This window comes from Enterobacter cloacae complex sp. P1B (genome assembly GCF_014982345.1).
GTDB lineage: Bacteria > Pseudomonadota > Gammaproteobacteria > Enterobacterales > Enterobacteriaceae > Enterobacter > Enterobacter bugandensis.
The window spans coordinates 635,560-659,142 of record NZ_JADCLF010000013.1 but is presented as its reverse complement, the minus strand read 5'-3'; the positions used below and the strand labels follow the sequence as shown (position 1 = coordinate 659,142).

General features: G+C 55.9%; 21 protein-coding genes and 1 pseudogene. 9 read left to right on the top strand and 13 right to left on the bottom strand.

Going from position 1 to position 23,583, the window contains the following annotated elements; translation table 11 throughout:
• Positions 1-8: 8 nt before the first annotated feature.
• Together INF77_RS15920 and ydgH are read right to left on the bottom strand one after the other, a co-directional pair.
• Entirely contained in the window at positions 9-1,391 is a 1,383-nt protein-coding gene (locus INF77_RS15920; protein ID WP_028012940.1) for an amino acid permease, read from the bottom strand.
• Positions 1,392-1,575: 184 nt separating this feature from the next.
• Positions 1,576-2,520 (bottom strand): DUF1471 family protein YdgH, encoded by a 945-nt coding sequence (gene ydgH / locus INF77_RS15915; protein ID WP_193531789.1) that lies wholly within the window; start codon positions 2,518-2,520, stop codon positions 1,576-1,578.
• A 535-nt stretch (positions 2,521-3,055) separates the two neighbouring features.
• On the opposite strand from ydgH, the gene pntA reads away from it, so the two are divergent.
• The 3 genes from pntA (at position 3,056) to INF77_RS15900 (ending at position 7,200) form a co-directional block, all read left to right on the top strand.
• On the top strand, positions 3,056-4,585 hold the full coding sequence (pntA, locus tag INF77_RS15910) for a Re/Si-specific NAD(P)(+) transhydrogenase subunit alpha (protein WP_028012942.1): 1,530 nt from the start codon (positions 3,056-3,058) through the stop codon (positions 4,583-4,585).
• 10 nt (positions 4,586-4,595) lie between these two features.
• Positions 4,596-5,984, top strand: a complete 1,389-nt coding sequence (pntB, locus tag INF77_RS15905; RefSeq protein ID WP_013096868.1) for a Re/Si-specific NAD(P)(+) transhydrogenase subunit beta — start codon at positions 4,596-4,598, stop codon at positions 5,982-5,984.
• A gap of 106 nt (positions 5,985-6,090) precedes the next feature.
• A complete protein-coding gene (locus tag INF77_RS15900; RefSeq protein WP_045261475.1) occupies positions 6,091-7,200 on the top strand; it encodes a mechanosensitive ion channel family protein in 1,110 nt (369 codons plus the stop codon).
• 40 nt (positions 7,201-7,240) lie between these two features.
• On the opposite strand, the gene uspE is transcribed toward INF77_RS15900, so the two are convergent.
• The 7 genes from uspE to INF77_RS15865 all read right to left on the bottom strand — a co-directional run bounded on the left by uspE (position 7,241) and on the right by INF77_RS15865 (position 14,415).
• Positions 7,241-8,191, bottom strand: coding sequence for a universal stress protein UspE (gene uspE / locus INF77_RS15895; RefSeq protein WP_028012944.1), 951 nt, complete (start codon positions 8,189-8,191; stop codon positions 7,241-7,243).
• Between the two features lie 109 nt (positions 8,192-8,300).
• A complete protein-coding gene (locus tag INF77_RS15890) occupies positions 8,301-8,483 on the bottom strand; it encodes a hypothetical protein (RefSeq protein WP_224224379.1) in 183 nt (60 codons plus the stop codon).
• Between the two features lie 146 nt (positions 8,484-8,629).
• Positions 8,630-9,382, bottom strand: coding sequence for a fumarate/nitrate reduction transcriptional regulator Fnr (gene fnr / locus INF77_RS15885; protein WP_006174991.1), 753 nt, complete (start codon positions 9,380-9,382; stop codon positions 8,630-8,632).
• A 183-nt stretch (positions 9,383-9,565) separates the two neighbouring features.
• The gene (ogt, locus tag INF77_RS15880; RefSeq protein WP_028012946.1) at positions 9,566-10,081 is read right to left on the bottom strand and encodes a methylated-DNA--[protein]-cysteine S-methyltransferase; all 516 of its coding nucleotides are present in this window, start codon (positions 10,079-10,081) and stop codon (positions 9,566-9,568) included.
• 10 nt (positions 10,082-10,091) lie between these two features.
• Positions 10,092-11,618 carry a p-aminobenzoyl-glutamate transporter gene (abgT, locus tag INF77_RS15875; RefSeq protein ID WP_045261473.1) on the bottom strand — a complete coding sequence of 509 codons (1,527 nt, stop codon included), beginning with the start codon at positions 11,616-11,618 and terminating at the stop codon, positions 10,092-10,094.
• A gap of 41 nt (positions 11,619-11,659) precedes the next feature.
• Positions 11,660-13,105 (bottom strand): M20 family metallopeptidase, encoded by a 1,446-nt coding sequence (locus INF77_RS15870; protein WP_045261472.1) that lies wholly within the window; start codon positions 13,103-13,105, stop codon positions 11,660-11,662.
• On the bottom strand, positions 13,105-14,415 hold the full coding sequence (locus tag INF77_RS15865; protein WP_193531790.1) for a M20 family metallo-hydrolase: 1,311 nt from the start codon (positions 14,413-14,415) through the stop codon (positions 13,105-13,107). Before INF77_RS15865 ends, INF77_RS15870 begins: the two co-directional genes overlap by 1 nt.
• A gap of 175 nt (positions 14,416-14,590) precedes the next feature.
• Between INF77_RS15865 and INF77_RS15860 the strand changes: the two genes are divergently transcribed.
• Entirely contained in the window at positions 14,591-15,502 is a 912-nt protein-coding gene (locus tag INF77_RS15860) for a LysR family transcriptional regulator (protein WP_045261470.1), read from the top strand.
• 355 nt (positions 15,503-15,857) lie between these two features.
• Positions 15,858-16,421, top strand: coding sequence for a DNA endonuclease SmrA (gene smrA, locus INF77_RS15855; RefSeq protein WP_045630204.1), 564 nt, complete (start codon positions 15,858-15,860; stop codon positions 16,419-16,421).
• A 27-nt stretch (positions 16,422-16,448) separates the two neighbouring features.
• Here the strand turns inward: smrA and INF77_RS15850 are convergent, their stop codons facing one another.
• Entirely contained in the window at positions 16,449-18,110 is a 1,662-nt protein-coding gene (locus INF77_RS15850) for a methyl-accepting chemotaxis protein (protein ID WP_193531791.1), read from the bottom strand.
• Between the two features lie 143 nt (positions 18,111-18,253).
• Here INF77_RS15850 and INF77_RS15845 point away from each other — a divergent pair, with 143 nt between their 5' ends.
• Positions 18,254-19,120, top strand: coding sequence for an aldo/keto reductase family oxidoreductase (locus tag INF77_RS15845; RefSeq protein ID WP_028012953.1), 867 nt, complete (start codon positions 18,254-18,256; stop codon positions 19,118-19,120).
• A 46-nt stretch (positions 19,121-19,166) separates the two neighbouring features.
• On the opposite strand, the gene INF77_RS15840 is transcribed toward INF77_RS15845, so the two are convergent.
• Positions 19,167-19,367, bottom strand: coding sequence for a hypothetical protein (locus tag INF77_RS15840; RefSeq protein ID WP_028012954.1), 201 nt, complete (start codon positions 19,365-19,367; stop codon positions 19,167-19,169).
• A gap of 309 nt (positions 19,368-19,676) precedes the next feature.
• Here INF77_RS15840 and umuD point away from each other — a divergent pair, with 309 nt between their 5' ends.
• Both umuD and umuC read left to right on the top strand, forming a co-directional pair.
• On the top strand, positions 19,677-20,111 hold the full coding sequence (gene umuD, locus INF77_RS15835; protein ID WP_028012955.1) for a translesion error-prone DNA polymerase V autoproteolytic subunit: 435 nt from the start codon (positions 19,677-19,679) through the stop codon (positions 20,109-20,111).
• A complete protein-coding gene (umuC, locus tag INF77_RS15830; protein WP_193531792.1) occupies positions 20,095-21,357 on the top strand; it encodes a translesion error-prone DNA polymerase V subunit UmuC in 1,263 nt (420 codons plus the stop codon). The genes umuD and umuC overlap by 17 nt, the downstream gene beginning before the upstream one ends.
• A gap of 83 nt (positions 21,358-21,440) precedes the next feature.
• Here the strand turns inward: umuC and INF77_RS15825 are convergent, their stop codons facing one another.
• Positions 21,441-22,421: a nitronate monooxygenase family protein gene (locus INF77_RS15825; protein WP_193531793.1), complete on the bottom strand. Its 981-nt coding sequence runs from the start codon at positions 22,419-22,421 to the stop codon at positions 21,441-21,443.
• Positions 22,422-22,557: 136 nt separating this feature from the next.
• Between INF77_RS15825 and INF77_RS15820 the strand changes: the two genes are divergently transcribed.
• On the top strand, positions 22,558-23,442 hold the full coding sequence (locus tag INF77_RS15820; protein ID WP_193531794.1) for a LysR family transcriptional regulator: 885 nt from the start codon (positions 22,558-22,560) through the stop codon (positions 23,440-23,442).
• Here the strand turns inward: INF77_RS15820 and INF77_RS23495 are convergent.
• Positions 23,376-23,558 (bottom strand): annotated as a pseudogene (locus INF77_RS23495) (hypothetical protein); the annotation flags it as partial. The gene INF77_RS15820 and the pseudogene INF77_RS23495 sit on opposite strands and share 67 nt — an antisense overlap.
• Positions 23,559-23,583 lie beyond the last annotated feature (25 nt).

Below are 23,583 nucleotides of genomic sequence, written 5' to 3'. Positions count from 1 at the left end.
AGACAGTGCTATCCCATTAACATCCAGGTTGCCGGTACGGCAGCAACCAGTAACAGCCCGATTAAAGCCATTTCACGGCGTTTCAGCGCGTTCTCCAACTGATGCGTGCGGCGGGCATAGATAAACACCAGCAGACCCGGCGCATACAGCACAACCGACAGCAGCAGATGCATCGGCCCGGAAGCATACAACAACCACAGGCCGTAAATACAGGCCCCTACGCCCACAACATAGTGCGCCGGACGCGTGGCGATTTTTAACAAATACGCACCCACTAAGAAATAGGGTACCAGAATCATCTCCGAGGCGATGGTCAGCAGGGTGTTATAGTCTGAACCTGTGAGCCAGATCAGCACCAGACAGACCTGAACGCTGATGTTGGTCAGCCAGAGTGAGGCTGATGGCGCATTATTTTGGTTTTGACGGGCAAACAGGCGTGGAAACGCCTTGTGCGTCGCGGCCAGGAACGGCACTTCAGCCGCCATGATGGTCCAGCTCAAATAAGCGCCGCAGACGGAGACGATCAGCCCTGCGGCAATCACCACGTCGCCCCACGGGCCGAGCATTTTCACCATCAGTCCTGCCATGGACGGGTTACGCATTTCGGCCAGTTCAGGACGCGCCACCACGCCCAGCGACAGCAGGGTCACCAGCAGATACACGCCCAGCGCCGCCAGGACGGCCAGCAGCGTGGCGCGGCCCACATCGCGCTTATTACGCGCGCGGGCAGAAACCACGACGGCACCCTCAACGCCGATAAATACCCACAGGGTAATCAGCATCGTGTTTTTCACCTGCTCCCAGACCGGAACGCCCAGCGCAATGCCGCTGAAATCAAGCGAAAACACGTCGAGACGGAAAGCAATGAAGGCCAGCACGATAAACAGGCCAAGCGGCACCAGCTTCGCCAGCGTCGCCACCAGGTTGATGCTGGCGGCGGTCTGGACACCGCGCAAAATCAGCCAGTGAACAATCCACAGCAGCACCGAGGCGCCGACGATAGACTGCCAGGTATTGCCGTCGCCAAACAGGCGCAGCTCAGGGGTATCGGTAAAGAAACTGAGCGCCGAGAAGACAATCACCAGATAAGAGACGTTGGCGATGACCGCGCACAGCCAGTAGCCCCAGGCGGAACAGAAGCCGATCAGCTCGCCGAAACCTTCACGTGCATAGGTGAAAATGCCGCCGTCCAGATCCGGGCGAATGCGCGTCAGCAACAGCATGGCAAACGCCAGCAGCAATATCCCGACACCGGTAATGCCCCAGCCAATGAGCAGGGCGGCAGGGCTTGCGACGGCCGCCATGTTCTGCGGTAAACTGAATACGCCCGCGCCCAGCATTGAGCTCAATACAAGTGCAGTTAAAGCACTCAGGCCAAGTTTCTTTTCCATTGGCTTCCTGTTATGAAAAGTCCCAATCCAGAATAATTATTTCGCTAAGGCGCATAAAAATGGTGGATCACACTAAGGCGCGGGATTTTACGGAGTGTAACGAAAGCATGCAATGATGTGTGGCAGATTTTCAAAAAAAGTAACAAAAAAGGCGGCATTGCGCCGCCTTTCGTCAACGGTTTTGTTACTTGTACAGATCGGCGCTGATGGTCACGTTGTTACCACGTTCCTGCCACTGGCGGGTGATGTGGTAATACTTCGCCCCTTTCTTCGCCGCACGCTTCGCGACCTGATAAGAGACTTCCGTCATATTGCCGTAGTTGCCGGTAAACTTGATGCTGTCGAACGGCACCATCTGCGCGGCAGTGGCTTTGTTCAGCTCTTCAATTTTGGTGCCGTCCGGCAGCGTCACGGAGTAACGGCCACCTTTCGTGGACTGCGTTTCAAAGAAACGGCCCACTTCAGCGCTTGGCGCCGCAGAGGTCGCTACGCCCGGAATTTCAACTTTCTTCGCTTCTTCGCCGCCTTTGGCTATCGCCGCGCGACCCGCTTCAGAATCCGCAGGGATGGCATCCGGGCTCTGCAGAACGCGTTTTTTCGCATCTGCTTTGTAGATGAATGCGGTAATGCGCTGGTTGCCGCCCTGGTTAGCATCCACCTGACGCACGATATAGAAAGAATAGGCACCTTTCTCTTTCGCGGCTTTGGTGATGGCATCGTTCACTTCTGGCTGGCTGCGATAGAAGCCCTGAACGGTAACGGTGTCGTAAGGTTCCAGCTCAATGGCCTGGTCTTTCGGCAGCTCAACGATACCGTTGATCACGCGGTTTTTCGGCGCGTCAGCCTTTGGTGCATTATCTTTATACAGCGCAATGGTCACGCGCTGGTTACCGCTGTTGCCGTAATCGGACTGGTCAACTACGTAAAACGAGGCCGCCCCGTTTTTATCCGCGGCTTTTGATGCGGCGGCGACGGCATCGCCAATAGAATTATAACGACCCACAATGACCGTATGGTCAAAAGGTTTTAACGCTGCCGCTTGCTCTGGCGTTAACTCTGTTGCGGCATTCGCAGACAGGGCGGTCGCACAGAGAAGTGCGGACGCCAGGAGTGTGTTCTTAAGCTTCATAAAAATAATCCTTCGCCTTGCGCAAACCATGTACTGGTATTGTTGTTAATTTGAGACGGCCCCGATTATGGCATTTAAAACCCGTCGCTGTCTGCGCCATTTTTCACTGCCTGTGCTCACTCAATTACCGAATTCGATAACATTTAGTGATATGTTGAAAAAACAGGCGTTTGACAAGCAAAACTGATAAAGCATATGACTTTTACAAGTTAATTTAATGTTAATAACTTGTTCTCTTATGGCGCTATATCATGTTTTTATCGCTTCGCTTGCGCGATTTATCGGTTCTGGCGATGAATTTAAGGTAAATATCACTGTCAGTGACGCCGATCGCTTATTTTTCACAGATAAAGTAAGAAATAGTGTTTTCTGGCGGTAGATCACAAGCGCTATTTTCAGTAGGTTATAGACAGTTTGTTACTGTTTTATTTTGCGGGGTTACTCATTTCTCGTCGCTATCATGCTGGCGAAAATTGATACAAACCGCGGGCATTTATCGACAAACCATCATCAAAAACCGATGGAAGGGAAAACTATGCGTATTGGGGTACCAAAAGAACGGTTAGCCAATGAAACCCGCGTAGCGGCAACACCGAAAACGGTGGAGCAACTGCTTAAGCTGGGTTTTACCGTCGCGGTTGAAAGCGGCGCAGGCAAGCTGGCGAGTTTCGATGACGAAGCCTTTATTCAGGCTGGCGCGGAAGTGGTGGACGGTGCTGAAGTCTGGCAGTCGCCCGTGATTCTGAAGGTCAACGCGCCGGAAGAGAGTGAGATTGCGCTGCTGAATCCAGGCACCACGCTGGTGAGCTTCGTCTGGCCTGCACAAAATCCTGAACTGATGGAGAAGCTGGCGGCCCGTGGCGTGACCGTGATGGCGATGGACTCCGTGCCGCGTATTTCGCGCGCGCAGTCGCTGGATGCGCTGAGCTCCATGGCAAACATTGCCGGCTACCGCGCCATTGTTGAAGCAGCCCACGAATTTGGACGCTTCTTTACCGGCCAGATCACCGCGGCGGGGAAAGTCCCACCGGCGAAAGTGATGGTGATTGGCGCGGGCGTGGCGGGTCTTGCCGCAATCGGTGCGGCAAACAGCCTGGGCGCTATCGTGCGCGCGTTCGACACCCGTCCCGAAGTGAAGGAACAGGTTCAGAGCATGGGGGCCGAATTCCTTGAGCTGGACTTTAAGGAAGAAGCGGGCAGCGGTGATGGTTACGCGAAGGTGATGTCCGAAGCCTTCATCAAAGCCGAAATGGAACTCTTCGCCGCGCAGGCGAAAGACGTCGACATTATTGTTACCACCGCGCTTATTCCGGGTAAACCGGCGCCGAAGCTGATCACCCGTGAGATGGTCGACTCCATGAAGCCGGGCAGCGTGATTGTCGACCTGGCGGCGCAAAACGGCGGTAACTGCGAGTATACCGTTGCCAATCAGGTGACCACGACCGCTAACGGCGTGAAGGTGATCGGCTATACCGACCTGCCTGGCCGCCTGCCAACCCAGTCGTCTCAGCTGTACGGCACCAACCTGGTTAACCTGCTGAAGCTGCTCTGCAAAGAGAAAGACGGCAACATCACCGTCGATTTTGACGATGTGGTGGTGCGCGGCGTCACCGTCGTTCGCGAAGGTGAAATTACCTGGCCTGCGCCGCCTATTCAGGTTTCAGCCCAGCCCCAGGCAGCGCCGAAAGCGGCACCCGAGCCAAAAGAACCGGCAAAACCGGCTTCTCCGTGGCGCAAATACGCCATCATGGCGCTGGTCATTATTCTGTTCGGCTGGCTGGCTGACGTCGCGCCGAAAGAGTTCCTCGGCCACTTTACCGTCTTCGCACTCTCGTGCGTTGTGGGTTACTACGTGGTGTGGAACGTCTCCCATGCGCTGCATACGCCGCTGATGTCGGTGACCAACGCTATCTCCGGGATCATCGTGGTAGGGGCGTTGCTGCAGATTGGACACGGCGGCTGGATCAGCTTCCTGAGCTTTATCGCGGTGCTGATCGCCAGTATCAATATTTTCGGTGGTTTCACCGTGACTCAGCGCATGCTGAAAATGTTTCGTAAAGGCTAAGGGGTAGCATATGTCTGGAGGATTAGTGACAGCCGCATACATTGTTGCTGCAATCCTGTTTATTTTCAGTCTGGCGGGGCTTTCCAAACACGAAACGTCTCAGCAGGGAAATAACTTTGGTATCGCCGGGATGGCGATTGCGCTGATTGCCACCATCTTCGGGCCGGATACCGGCAACGTGGCGTGGATCCTGGTGGCGATGATCATCGGCGGCGCGATTGGTATTCGCCTGGCGAAGCGCGTGGAAATGACCGAGATGCCGGAGCTGGTGGCGATTCTGCACAGCTTCGTGGGCCTGGCAGCGGTGCTGGTGGGCTTCAACAGCTACCTGTATCACGAACCGGGCATGGAGCCGATTCTGGTCAACATTCATCTGACCGAAGTGTTCCTCGGTATCTTCATCGGTGCAGTAACCTTTACCGGTTCTATCGTAGCGTTCGGCAAGCTGCGCGGTAAGATCTCTTCTAAACCGCTGATGCTGCCTAACCGTCACAAGCTGAATCTGGCGGCGCTGGTGGTGTCGTTTGTGCTCCTGGTGGTCTTCGTGCGTACCGAAAGCGTGGGCCTGCAGGTACTGGCGTTGCTGGTGATGACCATCATCGCGCTGGCGTTTGGCTGGCATCTGGTGGCGTCCATCGGCGGTGCGGATATGCCGGTGGTTGTCTCGATGCTGAACTCCTACTCCGGTTGGGCAGCGGCGGCTGCGGGCTTTATGCTGAGCAACGACCTGCTGATCGTCACCGGTGCGCTGGTCGGTTCTTCCGGTGCCATCCTGTCTTACATCATGTGTAAGGCGATGAACCGTTCGTTCATCAGCGTTATCGCCGGTGGCTTCGGTTCTGACGGTTCTTCTACCGGCTCTGACGAAGAAGTGGGTGAACACCGTGAGATCAGCGCGGAAGACACCGCGGAAATGCTGAAAAACTCGCATTCTGTGATCATCACCCCAGGCTACGGTATGGCGGTGGCGCAGGCGCAGTATCCGGTGGCGGAAATCACCGAGAAGCTGCGCGCGCGCGGTATCAAAGTTCGCTTTGGTATTCACCCGGTGGCCGGACGTCTGCCGGGCCACATGAACGTACTGCTGGCGGAAGCGAAGGTGCCATACGACATCGTGCTGGAGATGGACGAGATCAACGATGATTTCGCCGACACCGACACCGTGCTGGTTATTGGTGCTAACGACACCGTTAACCCGGCGGCACAGGACGATCCGCGCAGCCCAATCGCCGGGATGCCGGTTCTGGAAGTGTGGAAGGCGCAGAACGTCATTGTCTTCAAACGCTCGATGAACACCGGCTATGCTGGCGTGCAGAACCCGCTGTTCTTCAAAGAGAATACCCACATGCTGTTTGGCGACGCCAAAGCCAGCGTGGATGCGATTCTGAAAGCGCTGTAATTCGCTTTCTCCTGACAAACCGCCTTTCGGGGCGGTTTTCCTATTTCTGCGGCCAGCGTTTCTCCTCTGTCTATACTTTACCCTTTGTGTAATACGAGGAGGTGTAATGCAATTTCTGTCCCGCTTCGACATCATCGCGCTGATGATGACGCCGACATTCTGGATAGGCGCCGCCACGGTTGTCTTTGTGACGCTGCTGGTGTACTGGCTGCTAACGCGCCTGATCGCATTCGTTAAGAAAGGCATCACCACCTGGGGCGACAAGCACCCGACCACCAACCGGATGCGTTTTATCCTGACCGATATGCTTAACCGCACCAGCCGCTTCCTGCTGTTTGTGGTGGCGCTGCTCTTCAGCCTGCGTTTCGTTGACTTGCCGGATCATCTCTTTGGCACTGTGAGCCACGCCTGGTTCCTGGTTTTCGCCATCCAGGTGGCGCTGTGGATGGATCAGGGGGTGGTGTCGTGGCTTCGTCACGTCATGCTGGCGCCCGGAAGCCATAAAAACCCGGTCACGCTGGTGATCACGGGGCTTATTCTCCGTGCCATCGTCTGGTCAGTGATGCTGCTGTCTATCCTTGCTAACGCGGGCGTCAACATCACTGCTCTGGTTGCCAGCCTTGGGGTAGGGGGTATTGCCATCGCCCTCGCCGTACAAACGATCCTCAGCGACGTGTTTGCCTCGCTCTCTATCGGCTTTGATAAGCCGTTTGAAATTGGCGATTTTGTGGTGTTCAACGACGTGGCGGGGACGGTAGAGCATATTGGCCTGAAAACGACCCGCATCCGCAGCCTGAGCGGGGAGCAGATCGTCTGCGGTAACGCCATTTTGCTTCAGCAGACGCTTCACAACTACAAACGCATGCAGACGCGTCGCATCGTCTTTACCTTTGGCGTTGCCAGCGACACGCCGCCCGATAAGTTGCGCTACGTGGGGGATATGGTCAGGCAGATCATTACCGATGTCGGCGAGACAAAATTCGATCGTGCCCATTTTCTGGGATTCGACCGCGACCGCCTGACGTTTGAAGTCGTCCATATCGTTAATACCGCGGATTACAATAAATACATGGACATCCAGCAGGAGATCAATATCCGTATTCTTGAAGGGCTGAACGCCCAGGAGATTAAGCTGGCGCTGCCCAGCATGGTATTGCACGCGCCGTGGATGCAGGATGAGTCAGGTGAACAGCCGAAGCCGGTAATGGAGAGCTGATGAGAAAAGCCCGCCGGAGCGGCGGGCTTTGATGTTTACGTTAATCGTCTTCCGGGTCGTCCAGCTCAATCGGCGTCTGATACTCATCCGGCTTGATGACCAGCAGGTCGCAGCGCAGATGGTCGATCACCTGTTCGGCGGTATTGCCGAGGAAGGCAGCAGAGATACCGGTCCGGCCAATGGTGCCCAGCACCACAATCCCGGCCTGCAGATGTTCGGCTAAATCCGGGATCACCTCTTCAGGCAGCCCTTTTTCCACGTGCGTCATGTTCTCGTCAATGCTGAACTTCTGGCGCAGCGCTTTCATCGCCAGCAGGTGCTGACCGCGGATCGCGTCGTTATAGACGCTAGGGTCAAATTCCGGCAGCTCAATGGCGATATTGATCGGGGTAACCGGATAGGCGCCCACCAGATGCACTTCGGTATGGTTAACCTGATCGGCAAGCTGGATGGTCTCCTTCACCAGCTTCTCGTTGAGCGAATTGTGATAATCCTCTTCGCTCGCGAGATTCACCGCCACAACGGCTTTCCCGCCTTCAGGCCACGGCTGGTCTTTCACCATCCAGACCGGGCAAGGGCATTTACGCAACAGATGCCAGTCGGTCGGAGTGAAGATTACGGACTCCAGCTTGTCGTGCTGGTGCGCCATCTTCAGCAGCAGGTCGTGCCCACCGGCAACCACTTCCTGGATAATGGCCTCAAAGGGTCGGTTATGCCAGACCACTTTAATATCAATAGGCACTCCCGCTTCCAGGTAATACTTCGCCTGTTCACGGATCCACGCGGTACGCTGGCTGATGACGCCCTGACGCATAGCGGTGCGCTCGTCAGGCGACAGAAGGGTGGTCATCTCATACGAGAAGTCATAGATCGGCAAAAACGCTTTGATTTTGCCACCAATCCTTTGATGTAAATACACAGCACGTCGTAATGCCGGCTGATCGTCCTGATTCGGATCGATAGCTACCAGCATGTTTTGATACTTGGCCATACAGGTCTCCTTACTACTGTCACCACAGTCTGTAATTAAAAGAGTAACCTATATATCCTGAATGAAACAGAGGGGAGCTTTTGCCAGATCAATAATTCATGAAAATTTATCAGAGGAAAAGCACGGTGGATGTCACCGCGATAAACGCAATGAACAGCAGCACCATCACCGCTATCGCAAAGGTCGTGGAATCCTGAACGTAGGTTTTTTCCTCCCCCTTCATCGGACCGACAAGCATGATCCAGATGAAGATAAAGGTCACTGAGGCGATCACGACTGAAACGAAAAACAAACTTTCTCTCAATTCATAACCTCAACGACAACCTTTCAGGCGCTGTGTGGGGAAGTGCTACGGTGAAAATGTCTTAAAGCGGAAGCGATGATACCAGACCAATAATTCACGTGAATTTATCAGTCTGGTTATCAACATGCGGAGAGTTACGCCACGTTGCGGGCGTGTCCGGCAAGAACGGCCAGCGCTTCGCCGTTTTCGATAGTGATGTATTTACCCTTAACGGCCAGCATTCCGCTCTTCTGGAAACGACCCAGCAGACGGCTGATGGTTTCAACGGTCAGGCCCAGGTAGTTACCGATATCGCCACGGGTCATGGTCAGACGGAACTCACGCGGCGAGAAACCGCGCTCGGCGAAGCGGCGGGAGAGGTTGTAGATAAACGCGGCCAGGCGCTCTTCTGCGTTCTTTTTAGAAAGCAGCAGAATCATGTCCTGATCGCCTTTGATCTCACCGCTCATCAGACGCATCATCTGCTGACGCAGGTTAGGCATCTTACCGGACAGATCGTCCAGGGTTTCAAACGGAATTTCGCAAACCATTGAGGTTTCGAGTGCCTGAGCAAAGCTCGGGTGGTGACCAGTGCCGATGGCATCAAAGCCCACCAGATCGCCTGCCAGGTGGAAGCCGGTGATCTGCTCGTCACCCTGTTCGGTGATGGTGTAGCTCTTGATGGTGCCAGAGCGGATAGCATAGAGCGATTTCAGTTCGTCTCCCGCTTTAAACAGCGTCTGCCCTTTCTGAATCGGCTTTTTGCGCTCGATGATGTTATCAAGCTGATCGAGTTCATGCTCATTCAGGGTAAACGGGATACAGAGCTGGCTGATGCTGCAATCCTGGCAATGGATAGCACAACCGCCAGACTGAATGCGTCGTATAATTCGCTTTTCCGGGATCATAGGTTTGCTCAAGCCTTAATTGATATTGGTCAATTTTAACATCTTTTTGGTAAGTACGTAAGCCTGACAAACCCTCAATAAGGACAAGAGACGGCAACGTGTTGCCATCTTCTTGAAATTCCACAGCTTGATTATGGATTTTTAGCCTAACCGGTAGAAAATTAAGCACAAAAAGCCTGGGATCTACAGCAAGAGATACCCTTCGTGACGCAGTAACCACTCCTTGCGCTGCACGCCGCCGGCATAGCCGGTCATGGTGCCGTTACGGCCAATGACCCGATGGCAGGGCACCACAATGCTGACCGGATTAGAGCCATTGGCGGCACCCACCGCGCGTGCGGCGCCTGCGCGGCCTAGCTGCTCCGCGAGCTGGCCGTAATGCATGACCTGCCCGCACGGAATCGACCGCAGCGCCTGCCACACTTCGCGCTGAAAAGGGGTACCTGCCGTGGCGGTTGGCAGAGTGTCAATGATGCTGAGATCGCCTTCAAAATACGCCGCCAGCTTGTCGCTCAGCCCGCCCGGGTTGGTGGCGCTGATGCGTTCATAACCCTGTGCGCGGTAATGAATATCAAGCAGTTCCTCCATGCGGTCGCTGTGCTCTTCCCACTCAACGGCGCGCAGGCAGAACTGCTCGTCCGCGATCACCCACAGCGGCCCGAGCGGCGTCGCAATTTTATCTTCGAGTAATCTCAGCATTTTCAATCCTTTAATTTAGCCTCGGGTATATCCCCGGCCCAATCGGCAGGCCGACAAGATACCATGCCACCAGCATCACCAGCCATACCCCTAAAAAGATAAGCGGGTAGGGTAAAACCAGCGAATAGTAGGTACCCAGTCTGGCCTCGGGCTTATAGCGCTGCAGGAAGCCTAAAAACAGCGGAACGAAAGGTGAGACGGGCGCCAGCGGGATCACCGAGGAGTCCGCGATGCGGAACAGGATCTGGGCAAACGCCGGGTGGAAACCGAGCATCATAAACATCGGCACGAAGATCGGCGCCAGAATTGACCAGATGGCGGAGCCGCTGGCAATAAACATGCACAACAGGGATGATAGCAGCGCCAGCCCGACAAACGCCGGTACGCCGCTTAATCCGGCAGCCTCCAGCGCGTCGGTCAGGCCCACGGCCATAAACTTGCCCATGTTGCTCCAGTTAAACATCGCCACAAACTGCGCCAGCGGGAATACCATCACGATAAAGCCCGCCATCTCTTTCATCGGCTCGATCATCAGCTGCGGCAGATCGCCCTGACGGCGGATTTTGCCGGTAGCGATACCGTAGGCGAGCGAAACGACAAAGAAGAAGAGAATAATCAGCGGCACGATGCCCTGAATAAACGGCGACGGCAGGACGGTATGCTTAACCGGATCGCGCAGTATGCCGTTTTCCGGCACCACCATCAGCGCCACCAGCGCGATAAACGCCAGCGAGACCAGCCCGGCCACGCGCAGGCCGAAGCGCTGCTCTTTGCTCAGCGTCTCCAGCTTTTCATCGCTACGGCCTTCCCATTTGCCCAGACGCGGTTCGACGATCTTATCGGTAATCAGCCCGCCGACAATCGTCAGGACAATCACCGAGCTGGCCATAAAGTACCAGTTGTCGATCACGCTGACGTGCATGGCCGCATCAATGGTTTTCGCCGCCTCCGTGCTGATGCCCGAGAGCAGCACGTCGGTGGTGACGATCAGCAGGTTGGCGGTAAAGCCGCAGCCCACGCCCGCAATGGCCGACAGCAGACCCGCCACGGGATGGCGCCCGACGGCGAGGAAGATCAGCGCCCCCATTGGCGGCATAATCACCAGCGCGGCATCGGATGAAATGTGGCTAAAGAAGGCGATAAACAGCACCATGTAGCTGGCGTAGCGCGCGCTGACGTGGGACGCCATTTTTACCATCAGTGCGGGTAACAAGCCCACGCGTTCAGCCAGCCCGGCGCCCAGCACCAGCGCCAGAATGGCCCCCAGCGGAGCGAAACCGCTGAAGTTTTTGATCACGTTCGGTAAAAACCAGTGCAGCCCGTCAACGCTGAGCAGGTTTTTCACCGCCACCAGGCTGCCGTCTGCCGGGCTGCGCACGCTGACGTCAAAGGCCGAGAGCACGGCGGTGGCAACCATCAAAATCACAATCAGATAGATAAACAGCAGGAAAGGGTGCGGCACTTTATTGCCGATCCTTTCAACCCAGCCATAGAGCTTACCGGATGGGGAATGCGAAGGTATGGATGACATACTCATGGGCGTTCCTCGGGAGTGTTGTGTTGTTGTGTTGTGTTTTTTTATTTTAAAGGTGACGGTGTCACGCCCGGTGGGATCGGACACGCGTACGGTTTTTCTTCTATTTGTTGTTCGAACTCTTCACGGCATGTTTTCAGCAGGTCTGCATCCTGCAGCAGATTGAGCGCGGTTGCGCCCATCACTTTCCCGGCCAGCAGCATGCCTTTGTGGGCGATGGAGGTTCGTCCCTGCGCCACCAGTTGCCAGGTGTGCAGCGGCGTGCCGACGGTAAAGCAGGGGCTGAAGCACTGGGCGACCGGCATTTTCCAGCTGACGTCACCCACGTCCGTTGAACCCGCCAGCACGTTATCGGTGATGGCATAGGGCGCGACTTCATCCACCAGCAGCGTCTCCTGATGGCGGCGGGCAAAGGCTTTGCCTGCTTCTCCCCCCGTGGCGGCAATGTTTTTCAGGCTGTTCTGCAGATCGTTGGGCGTCAGCGTGGCGCGGATTTCGCGGGCAAAGTCGCGCTCTTCATCGGTCCACTCCGGCGTGCCGTAGTGCTGCAACGCGCGGTACATCGCAGCCTCAAGCGTGCGGTTTGGCAGGTAGCTGGAGCAGGCCTTATCAAAGCGGCATTCCACGGTGGTTTCGGTCATCATCGCCGCGCCCTGGGCAATTTTTTCGATGCGTTGGTAGATCTGCTGCGCGTCGGCCATCTCCGGGGCGCGGATCAGGTACAGCACTTCAGCCTGCGCCTGCACCACGTTGGGCGAAATCCCGCCGGTGTCGGTGATGGCGTAATGGACGCGCGCTTTCTCTATGATGTGCTCGTTAAGGAAGTTGGTGCCGGTGGTCATCAGCGTCACGGCGTCCAGCGCGCTGCGCCCTAAATGGGGCGAGTTGGCCGCATGCGCCGCCACGCCGTGAAAACGCCAGGCCGCCTGAATGTTGGCGAGCGTGCTGACGTTAAACATCCCGGCAAAGGCCTCCGGGTGCCAGGTGACGGCGGCATCAACGTCATCAAACAGACCTTCACGTACCATAAATGTTTTCCCGGAGCCGCCTTCCTCACCGGGACAGCCGTAAAAACGCACCGTTCCGCTGCCGCCGTGCTGCTCCAGCCAGCTTTTTACCGCCACCGCGCCCGCAAGCGCCGCGGTGCCCAGCAGGTTATGCCCGCAGCCGTGGCCGTTCGCCCCCGGCGTGGCGGATTGCGCCGTCGCGCAGTGCGCCTGCTGGCTTAGCCCGGCCAGCGCGTCGTACTCGCCCAGCAGAGCGATAACCGGTTTTCCGCTGCCGAAGCTGGCGATAAACGCGTTTGGGATACCGCCTGCCTCGCGGGTCAGCGTAAAGCCCTCGGCTTCCAGTTCGTCAGCGAGCCGTCTGGAGGACCAGAACTCTTCAAAGCGGGTTTCGGGATGATCCCAAATTGCGTCGGCAATATCGGTTAGCGTCTGACATCGCGTGTCGATGGCATCGGCAATAAAAGCGTAGTTCTCCTGCATTACACACCTCGCGTCCACGGGAAATTGAGCGCAGTTCGCGCCAGCGTTTCAATGGCGACAGCCATGACCTGCTCATCGAAGTCGAATTTTTCGTTGTGATGTCCGGCGCTCAAATCCGTGCCGAACACCATATACGATGCCATGCCGCCGTTCTGCTGCACGCGGGCCATCATCAGCGTGGCGTCTTCAGAGCCTGCTGGCGCTTTCACTTTATCGATTGCGTGCACAATTCCCGATACCTGGCTCGCCTGTTCACGCAGGTAATCAACCCAGGCCGGCGTCGGTGCGCTGGAGGTGGCGGCCCCCATCAGGCGCATCTCCGCGCTCACGCCATAGAGCGCGGCCGCGCCGGTAATGACAGCCTGCGCGCGTTCAAAGACATACTGGTTTATTGCTTCGCTTTCGCCGCGGGTTTCAACCTTAATCAGTGCATTTGCGGGCACCACGTTGCGGCCGCTACCCGCCTGCATCACGCCGACGTTGACGCGGGAAGCGCCTTCGCTGTGCGGGGCGATGCAGTGCAGGGCGAGGGCGGCCTGCGCGGCGGCAAGCAGGGCGTTACGTCCATCCTCCGGTTTGCCGCCCGCGTGTGCGGCAACGCCGGTAAAGTTCACGTCGAACTTGGTGGTTGCCATAAAGTTATCGCTGCCGCAGATCGCCGTTCCGGCGGGGACGCCGGTACCAATATGGATGGCGGTAAAATAGTCCACGCCGTCCAGCGCCCCGGCGGCGACCATGGCGCGCGCGCCGCGGGTGCCTTCTTCGGCAGGCTGGAAAATCAGCTTGACGGTACCGTTGAGCTGCGCTTCGTTCTGCTTAAGCACCTTTGCCAGCCCCAGGCCAATGGTAGTGTGGCCGTCGTGCGCGCAGGCGTGCATCATTCCCGCGTTGCAGGAGGCAAAACCGTCGCGGAACGGGCGATGGCTGTCGTCGAGGGCTTCGCTTAAATCAAGGGCATCCATGTCGACGCGAAACGCCAGCGTCGGGCCCGGTCGTCCGGTATTCAGGGTCGCCACAATGCCGGTAAATCCGCCTTCAAACGGTGCCAGCCATTTCTCAGGCGCGCCCTGTGACCGCGCACGGGCAAACTCTCGCGAAAGGGTAGCGTCATCGGGCAGCCCCATACGGCTTTCGGCATCGATCACGTCGCGACCCATCGTCAGTTCGTAGCCCAGGGAGTCAAGGATTTCCGCAACCTTTGCGGCGGTACGGAACTCTACCCAGCCGGATTCCGCAAAATGGTGAAAATCGCGACGCCATGCGATCAGCTGGGGGGCTAATGTCTGGATGTACTGCGCCAGTGTGTCCATATCTGTTCCTGTCATCATTAAAAAATGTGAACTGCTTCACGCTGTGATAGTTTTTACTTATCACTAACCGTTTTTTCACAGTTTTAACCGTTCAGGAATTACCCTCGCACATCCCTTTCCATTAAAGTAGATGACAGTTTCTTTACTCTGATAAACAATGGTTATCGGTTGGGCTATGTCATTTCAGATTAAATTTCATCAAATCCGGGCGTTTGTTGAAGTGGCGCGTCAGGGCAGCATTCGCGGTGCCAGCCGGACGCTGAATCTCTCGCAGCCGGCGCTGACCAAATCCATCAAAGAGCTGGAGGAGGGCATGGCGGCGCAGCTTTTTGTTCGCCGGAGTAAAGGCGTTGCGCTGACCGAGTGCGGGGAAGGGTTTTACCAGCGCGCCAGGCTGATTCTGGAAGAGCTGCGTGCGGCGCAGGATGACATTCGCCAGCGGCAGGGGGATCTGGCCGGGCAGATCAATATCGGGATGGGGGCCAGCGTGTCACGCAGCCTGATGCCCGCCGTCATCACCCGTTTTCACGCCCAGCACCCGCAGGTTAAAGTGCGAATTATGGAAGGGCAGCTGGTGTCGATGATCAATGAATTACGCCAGGGCGAACTTGACTTCACCATCAACACCTATTATCAGGGGCCTTACGACCATGAGTTTACGTTTGAAAAACTCTTCGAAAAACCATTTGCGGTATTTTGCCGGGAAGGGCATCCGGCGACAGGGGCAACATCCATTAACGATCTGCTGCATTATAACTGGACAATGCCAACGCCGCGGGGAAGTTATTATAAGCAATTAGAAGATCTATTTAGCCACCGCTCGCAAATACCGCGGATTGGCGTAGTGTGCGAAACCTTTTCTTCCTGCATTAGCCTTGTTGCGCAAAGTGATTTTTTAAGTATCCTTCCGCAGGAGTTAGGCTGTGATCCGCTGCTGGCGCACCGTCTGGTCATTCTGCCGGTTGCCGAGTCGCTTCCAAAAGCCGCATATTATTTAATTCAGCGCCGGGATTCTCGTCAAACTCCGCTTGCCGAATCATTAATTACGCAATTCAGAAGGGAAGCGAGAAAAATAATTTCAGGGTGAGTGTCGCATAATAAAAAAACAGAGTCTGCCCGACATCAGACAGACCCTATAGTACACACAGCAGTGCGTCCTTTCGCAAGTCCTGGGTATTATATCCATGAGGCAGGTAAATTTAGTTATAACACCTTTCCCGAAAAATGAAAGGAAGGTGAATGACTGATTTTAGAAAAATTTAACGCAAATCACCTATTTTACTCTTGCTGGGGTTTTAGTTAAGTCAGGTTTAAGTGCATTTTATAATGACTATATATATTCATCGGGTTAATATTTATCTCGTGCCTCATCTTCTAAGGGTTATTGAGACACCTGTCTGGCGCAGGTATAGTACAAGCCCAGATGTAGCCGGAGGATTTCCATGAACCCTGACGACAAATCCCTTTTTCTTGACGCCATGGAGGATGTCCAGCCCCTGAAACGCTGCACCGATATCCACTGGCAGCAAAGCCGTAATACCCGGGCTCGCCAGGACATCGATACCGAACAGCTCGACAACTTTCTGACCCTGGGTTTCCTTGAGCTATTGCCGCTTGACGAGCCGCTGGCGTTCCAGCGCGAAGGCGTCCAGCAGGGCGTTATTGATAAGCTGCGTTCGGGTAAATACTCCCGACAGGCCAGCTTAAATCTGTTGCGTCAGCCCGCTGAACGCTGCCGCCAGATGCTGTATTCCTTTATTCGCCAGGCCAGTCGTGACGGATTACGTAACCTCATCATCATCCACGGGAAAGGGCGCGAGCAAAATTCGCATCCTAATGTGGTGCGTAGCTATCTGGCACGCTGGTTAACCGAGTTCGAGGAAGTGCAGGCGTTCTGCGTGGCGCTGCCGCATCACGGCGGCAGCGGGGCTTGCTATGTTTCCCTGCGAAAATCTGACGACGCGAAGCAGGAGAACTGGGAACGGCACGCCAAGCGCAGCCGTTAGCGGGCGATATCTTCGCCCGCCTGAGGCTTAGAAGGTTTCCCAGTTACTGTCGGGGGTGGCGTTAGCCGTTGCCGGACGCAGCAGCTGCGGCGTTTTAACGTTGGCCGGGCGCGGGGCGGTGGCGTTTGCTTTACCGTTCAGACGAAACGCGGCCACGGCCTGACGCAGCTGTTCGGACTGATCTTCCAGCGCCGCTGCCGCCGTGGCGGACTGCTGCACCAGCGCGGCGTTTTGCTGCGTCACGCTGTCCATCTGCGACACGGCCAGGCTCACCTGCTCAATTCCGCGGCTCTGTTCATCCGATGCGGACGAAATCTCGCCCATGATATCGGTGACGCGGGTGACGGCGGCGACAATCTCCTTCATAGTCGCGCCCGCTTCGCTGACCTGCTCAGAACCGGTGTTCACCCGGCTGACGGAGTTCTCAATAAGCCCTTTGATCTCTTTCGCCGCCTGCGCGCTGCGGCTGGCCAGCGTACGGACTTCACCGGCGACAACCGCAAACCCGCGGCCTTGCTCGCCTGCGCGTGCGGCTTCCACCGCGGCGTTAAGCGCCAGAATGTTGGTCTGGAATGCAATGCTGTCAATCACGCCGGTAATATGAGCGATTTGCTGCGAACTGTCGGCAATTTCGTTCATGGTGCGCACCACGTTATCCACGACGTGGCCGCCGCGAGCCGCTGTTTCAGAGGCATTCTTCGCCAGCAGCGTCGCCTGACGGGCGTTATCGGAGTTCTGTTTAACCGTTGCGGTCAGCTCTTCCATGCTGGCGGCTGTCTCTTCGAGCGAGGAGGCCTGCTCTTCGGTGCGGGCGGAGAGATCGTTGCTCCCTGCGGCAATTTCACCCGCGCCGGTGTAGATGGAGTCGGTGCTGCCGCGTACGGCGCTGACGGTCATCACCAGCGACTGCTGCATCTCGTGCAGGCCAGCCGCCAGCTGACCCATCTCATTGCGGCCAGAGAGGGTGATATCCTGCGTCAGATCGCCTCCCGCAATGGCGCGAATATGGTTCATGATGGCGTTGAGCGGTTTTAACAGCAGGTGCTGTAAACCCTGCCAGATCACCACCAGCACGGCGATAACGGCCAGGAAAATGGCTGCCAGCGTCCACTGCATCTGCGTGAAGCTGCTTTGGTTCTCTTCGGTTGCCGCCTTCAGCAGCGTGTTGTTCTCGGCGCGCCAGCGGTTATAGACCGCTTCCATGTCGTCCTGGGCCTGCTGAGCGTCCAGATCGCCATAGGCCTGGTAGTTGTCGGCACGCAGATACTCAATCGACAAACGCATCACCTCGTGCATCTGATTCCATGACTTCTGCATCTCGTCGGTTAACGCCGCATTCTGGCCGTTAACCTGCGGCATTTTCTGCCATTCTTTGTTATAGGCTTCAGCTTTAGCCAGCGAGTCGCCTGCGGTGCCGAGCAGTTTGTTAATCGCGGCAAGGGATGCCGGGTCGCGCTGGTTCTTCAGGTAGCGGATTGCCACGCGAGTGACGGTAACGCGCGTTTTCACCAGCGTGTTCACGCTGTCGCTCAGGCTTTCCTGCTGGGCATTCAGCACGCCGGAGTTCTGGAAGTTATGGCGATCGTTGCTGACGGCAGAGTAGAACAACCCTCCCGTGACAACTTGCAGCAGACAGAATATGGTGAGGGCAAAGATAATTCCGGTAATCACGTGCAGATTTTTCAGCATAGCGGTCGTCCGTTAGAAAAGATGCAGAGGTACACCCATACTATCGTCGTATAGAATTTAAACTTTAATTTAACTCGCGCTTAACTTAGGGCTTCGGTCAGGAACCTGTTGTAAATCCGGATCATTTTATGAGGAAGGTTAACATGAGCAGCATTGATAAAAGCGGGACGTACGCGCTCGGAACGCGAACGGTGAAACGACTGGGCTACGGGGCAATGCAGCTTGCCGGGCCGGGCGTATTTGGCCCGCCGAAGGATAAACAGGCCGCGCTGGACGTGCTGCGCGAAGCCGTGGCGGCGGGTGTGAATCATATCGATACCAGCGATTTTTACGGGCCGCATGTGACGAACCAGCTGATCCGCGAGGCGCTTCATCCTTACCGGGACGATCTCACCCTCGTCACCAAGATCGGTGCCCGTCGCGATGACAAAGGGGCCTGGCTGCCGGCCTTTTCCGCGCAGGAGCTGACCCAGGCGGTGCATGACAACCTGCGCAACCTGAAGCTGGATGTGCTGGACGTGGTGAACCTGCGGATCATGTTTAGCGCACACGGCCCGGCAGAAGGATCGATTGCTGAACCGCTTTCCACCCTCGCAGAATTACAGCAGCAGGGGCTGGTACGCCACATTGGCCTGAGCAACGTCACGGCCACGCAGGTGGCGGAAGCGCGGAAGATGGTGCAGGTCGTCTGCGTGCAGAACATGTACAACATTGTGAACCGCGGCGACGATGCGCTGGTGGATTTACTGGCGCAGCAGGGGATTGCGTATGTGCCGTTCTTCCCGTTGGGAGGCTTCACGCCACTGCAGTCCACCGGCCTGCAGGCCGTCGCGGATTCCCTGGGCGCAACGGCGATGCAGGTTGCGCTGGCATGGCTGCTGCAACGGTCGCCGAACATCCTGCTGATCCCCGGCACGTCATCCGTGGCGCATCTGCGGCAAAACCTCGCGGCGGGAGAGGTGCAATTGCCGCCTGAAGCACTTGAAAAACTGAATGCGCTGATGGGTTAATCACAGCATGGGCAAAGCCGGAAGGACACTTCCAGGCTTTGCCTGCTCAGACTCCGCATTGACTTTTCTGTCTGTGAAGCGCTAACGCTTCTGCCACAATTTCCTGCTTGCTTTTTCGCGTCTCAAAGGCGGTGATTCTGATGTATTCCATCAGGTCAGGCTCAATGCGGGCGCTCAACATCCTGAGATCGGCCTCCTTTGCTAAACCGCGGGCAACTCGCTTGTCGGGATAGTCACGGGCTGGCATAGAAAACGTCCTCCAAAAGTCTTGATAATTCGTGCCCTAAAATATGCGTCATTCTTATGTGTAAGTCAATTGATAGTGTTTCTATAGTGATTTAATGATCTTTTTTCACATGAAGTGATTTTAAAGTGTTGGTTAGTGACTTTTTTATGACTTTTGGTTGGCCCATCTGCGATCGCCAGCAGGAGAGGTTGCTAAATTAAATCCGCTCAAACTTCAACGCGTTTGCGGTCTTTGTCGGAAATGACCTTGATCCTGTGCCGTAATCCGTAATACTGTGTTTATATACAGTATCTGGCGGGAAAGGCATTTATGGACACTCTCTTTTCTTATCATCCAAAGCAACTTATTGAATTACCTTTATATCTTGAGCGTGTTGCCTGTGGCTTTCCAAGCCCTGCGCAGGATTATGTGGAGGATCGTCTCGATCTTAACCGGCTGGCGGTCAGGCACCCCAGTGCGACCTACTTTATCAAAGTGAGCGGGGACTCCATGATCGGCGCAGGGATTAGCGACGGCGATCTGCTGGTGGTAGACCGCTCGTTAAATGCCGAGCACGGGGACATTGTTGTGGCGTCGGTCGGCGGCGAGTTTACGGTGAAAGAGCTACAGACCCGCCCGGTTCTGCGGCTGCTGCCGCGTAATGCCCGCTATCAGCCGATCGCCTTTCAGTCCGAAGAGGAGCTGCAAATCTTCGGTGTCGTCACTCATACGCTCAAAACGCATAAACATGTTCGCGCTGGTTGATGTGAATAGCTTCTATGCCTCCTGCGAGAGGGTGTTTCGCCCCGATCTGGTGGGTAAGCCCATCGTGGTGGTGTCCAATAACGACGGCTGTATTATTTCGCTGTCGCGGGAGGCAAAGCAGTTCGGCATAAAAATGGGGGAGCCCTATTTTAAATTCAAAGAGAAGGGGTATCCGTCGCGGGTTTACGTCTTTAGCTCCAACTATGCGCTGTATGCCGATCTCAGCAGCCGGGTGATGCAGACGCTGACCGATCTCGCGCCGGCCATTGAGATCTACTCCATCGATGAAGCATTTGTGAACGTTTCGGGTGTCAGCAACTGCATCTCGCTGGAAGCATTCGGTCATCAGATGCGTACGCAGGTCTTTAAAAACACAGGCTTAAGTGTGGGCGTCGGGATTGCGCCGACTAAAACGCTGGCGAAGCTGGCCAACTATGCGGCGAAGCGGTGGTCAGCCACCGGTGGCGTGGTCGATCTCTCGGATCGTGGACGGCAGCGTAAGCTGCTGGCAAAGGTTCCGGTGGAGGAGGTGTGGGGCGTAGGACGACGCATCACGAAAAAGCTTAACGCGATGGGGATAACCACGGCGCTGGAGCTGGCGGAAGCGTCATCCTGGGTCATCCGCAAACATTTTAACGTGGTAATGGAGCGCACGGCGCGCGAGCTTCGAGGTGAGCCCTGCCTCGATCTGGAAGAGTTTACTCCCACGAAGCAGCAAATTATCTGTAGTCGTTCGTTTGGACACCGTATTACGCAGTACGAGGAGATGCATCAGGCCATTTGCGCCTATGCAGAACGTGCTGCGGAAAAACTGCGTGGCGAGCATCAGTATTGCCGCTTTATCAGCGTGTTTGTGCGCACCAGCCCGCATGCCGACAACGAAATTTATTACGGCAATCAGGCTTCCGTCACCCTGATGACGCCCACCAATGATTCGCGCGATATCATCCGTGCCGCCACGGAGGCGCTGGGGCGTATCTGGCTTGACGGATATCGCTATATGAAAGCGGGGGTGATGCTGGCAGACTTTTTCAGCAGCGGCGTTGCCCAGCTGAATTTGTTTGACGATAACCGCCCGAGCGCCAACAGCGCGGCGCTGATGGAAACCATCGACAGCTTAAATCATTCCGGCAAAGGGAAAATATGGTTTGCCGGGCAGGGGATTGAGAAAGCCTGGGCGATGAAGCGCGAGATGCTGTCACCGGCCTATACGACGCGGTACTCGGATTTACCGGTGGCGAGATGAAAGGCGGCTATGTGTGACAAAGAGCCGAAGACGGTTTACGGACGCCGCTTCTGTGCAGCGTCCATAGCATCAGGGTTAAGGGCTTACTCAACCGTTAACGCATCGACAACCTCGACCACGCTTCTCACGCTGCGGATATTCCCGATCCCCGTGCCGAGCGCGATATAACCTTCATCGGTGTTATTTTCCAGCATGCCCAGGCGCAGGCCCCGCAATCCTCCCATCGCCTTGCCCAGCGCTTCATTGCTTGCGCCAGCTTTATCCATCGCCGCCAGTTTATCCGCCAGCTTGCCGGGGAGAGAACGATAGTAGTGAGGGACGGTGCGGAAAAGCAGCAGGTCCAGGCCGTTGGCGGCAACAATTTTCTCTTTGACCTCCTGCGGCACGCGGCTTTCTACGGTACTGATAAAGACCGAACCGGCAAACACGCCTTCCGCACCTAACGCATGCGCCGCTCTGGCGGTGCGGCGATCGGTAATACCGCCCGCCGCCATCACCGGAACATGCTTCACGGCATCGGCAATCAGCGGCACGATGGAAAAGGTACCCAGCGCCGTTGCGGGTAGCGTCCCGCCCTCGTCAAAACCGGTGGCGACGATAATGTCTGCCCCCATTTCTTCAGCCAGAAGGGTGTTCTCCGGCGTGGGATTAATGTCGCGGTAGATAATGGCGATACCCGCCTCTTTTAACTCATTGAACAGCGCAGGAATAATGCTGCCTTCACCATAGCCCGTATACACCACGGCCCTGACGCCTTCCTCTTTTATCACCTTAAGAATTGGCCCGGTCCAGACGTCATTAACGGCGGTGGGGATCAGGTTCACGCCGAAGGGGTTTTCGGTCAGCCGTTTGGTTTTGCGAATTTCTTCGCGCATTTTTTCGGCGGTCTCTTCCGGCGTGGAGACCGCGGTGTCGGCGGTTAAACCGGCATTAGGCCCCAGCACGCCGAGTCCTCCTGCATTGCTGACCGCGGCCACTAAACGGGCATCAGTAAGCCAGGATAACGGTCCCTGAATAACAGGCTTTTCGATCCCCAGGATCTGACAGATACGGTTATTTTTCATAGCAGAACATTCCTCACGTTTGAATGGAGGAGAGTGTAGGGCGGAAGATTGTTAGGAAAAATAGCCAAAAAGATTCATCACTGTTATAAAATAAGTAACAATCCTGACATTCCTGTGACGGCAAAAGAGACAACCAATGCAACTAAATCTCTTTGAATCAATTAGAGTTTTCATTGAAATTGTCGAGTCGGGCAGCCTGACTCAGGCGGCGGAAAATCTGCAGATCCACCGTCCGGCGGTCACCAAAGCGTTACAGCATCTGGAGCAGCACAGCGGCACGCGTTTGCTGCAGAGAACAACGCGGCGGATTAGCCTGACGCCGGACGGAGAGGCGTTTTATCGCCGAAGTAAACCCCTGCTGGCGCAGGCGGACGATTTACTGGAGTCGTTTGGCACTGGCCGGGCAATACACGGTCAGTTGCGGGTGGATATGCCCATCGCTTTTGCGGCGCTGAGGGTCATACCCAACCTGCCGGATTTTTATCGGCAGCATCCTGAGATCGACATCATACTGAGCAGCTCTGACCGCCGTCGGGATATGCTGCGCGATGGCCTGGACTGCGTGCTGCGAGTGGGGGAGCTGGACGATGGTGACTATGTCGCGCGCAAAATCGGGAACATTAAAATCACGACCTGTGCCAGCCCGGCCTGGCTGGCAAAACACGGTACGCCAGAAACGCTGGATGATTTATACAAACATCAGGCCATCAACTGGATTAATAACAACAGCAGAAAAATTCAACCCTGGACGTTTACTACGCCAGAAGGCATTGCGGAAATAACGTTGCCCGGCAAGCTGGTCGTGGATAACTCCGAAGCCTACATCGCGGCGGGCCTGGCCGGGTTAGGGTTAATACAGGGGATGAATCTTTTTCTGCAGCCCTATATTGACCGCGGCCAACTGGTTGAAGTGTTACCGGAGCATAGCTCCCCGGATCGTAAATTGTCGCTTCTCTATCCACACCGCCATCTCTCCCGCAAGGTGCGGGCCTTCACCGAGTGGCTGGAAAGTTTAGTGTAAAACCGCCACCGGAGAAGAGCCGCCAGTTCATGACACCGCGCGCCAATCTGTTCCATGGCATTCAGCAGGCGAGGCGTGGGTTCGTTTGCGCAGTTTAGCCGCAGCAGCTGACGGAGGATGAGATCCCCCGGATCCTGAGGA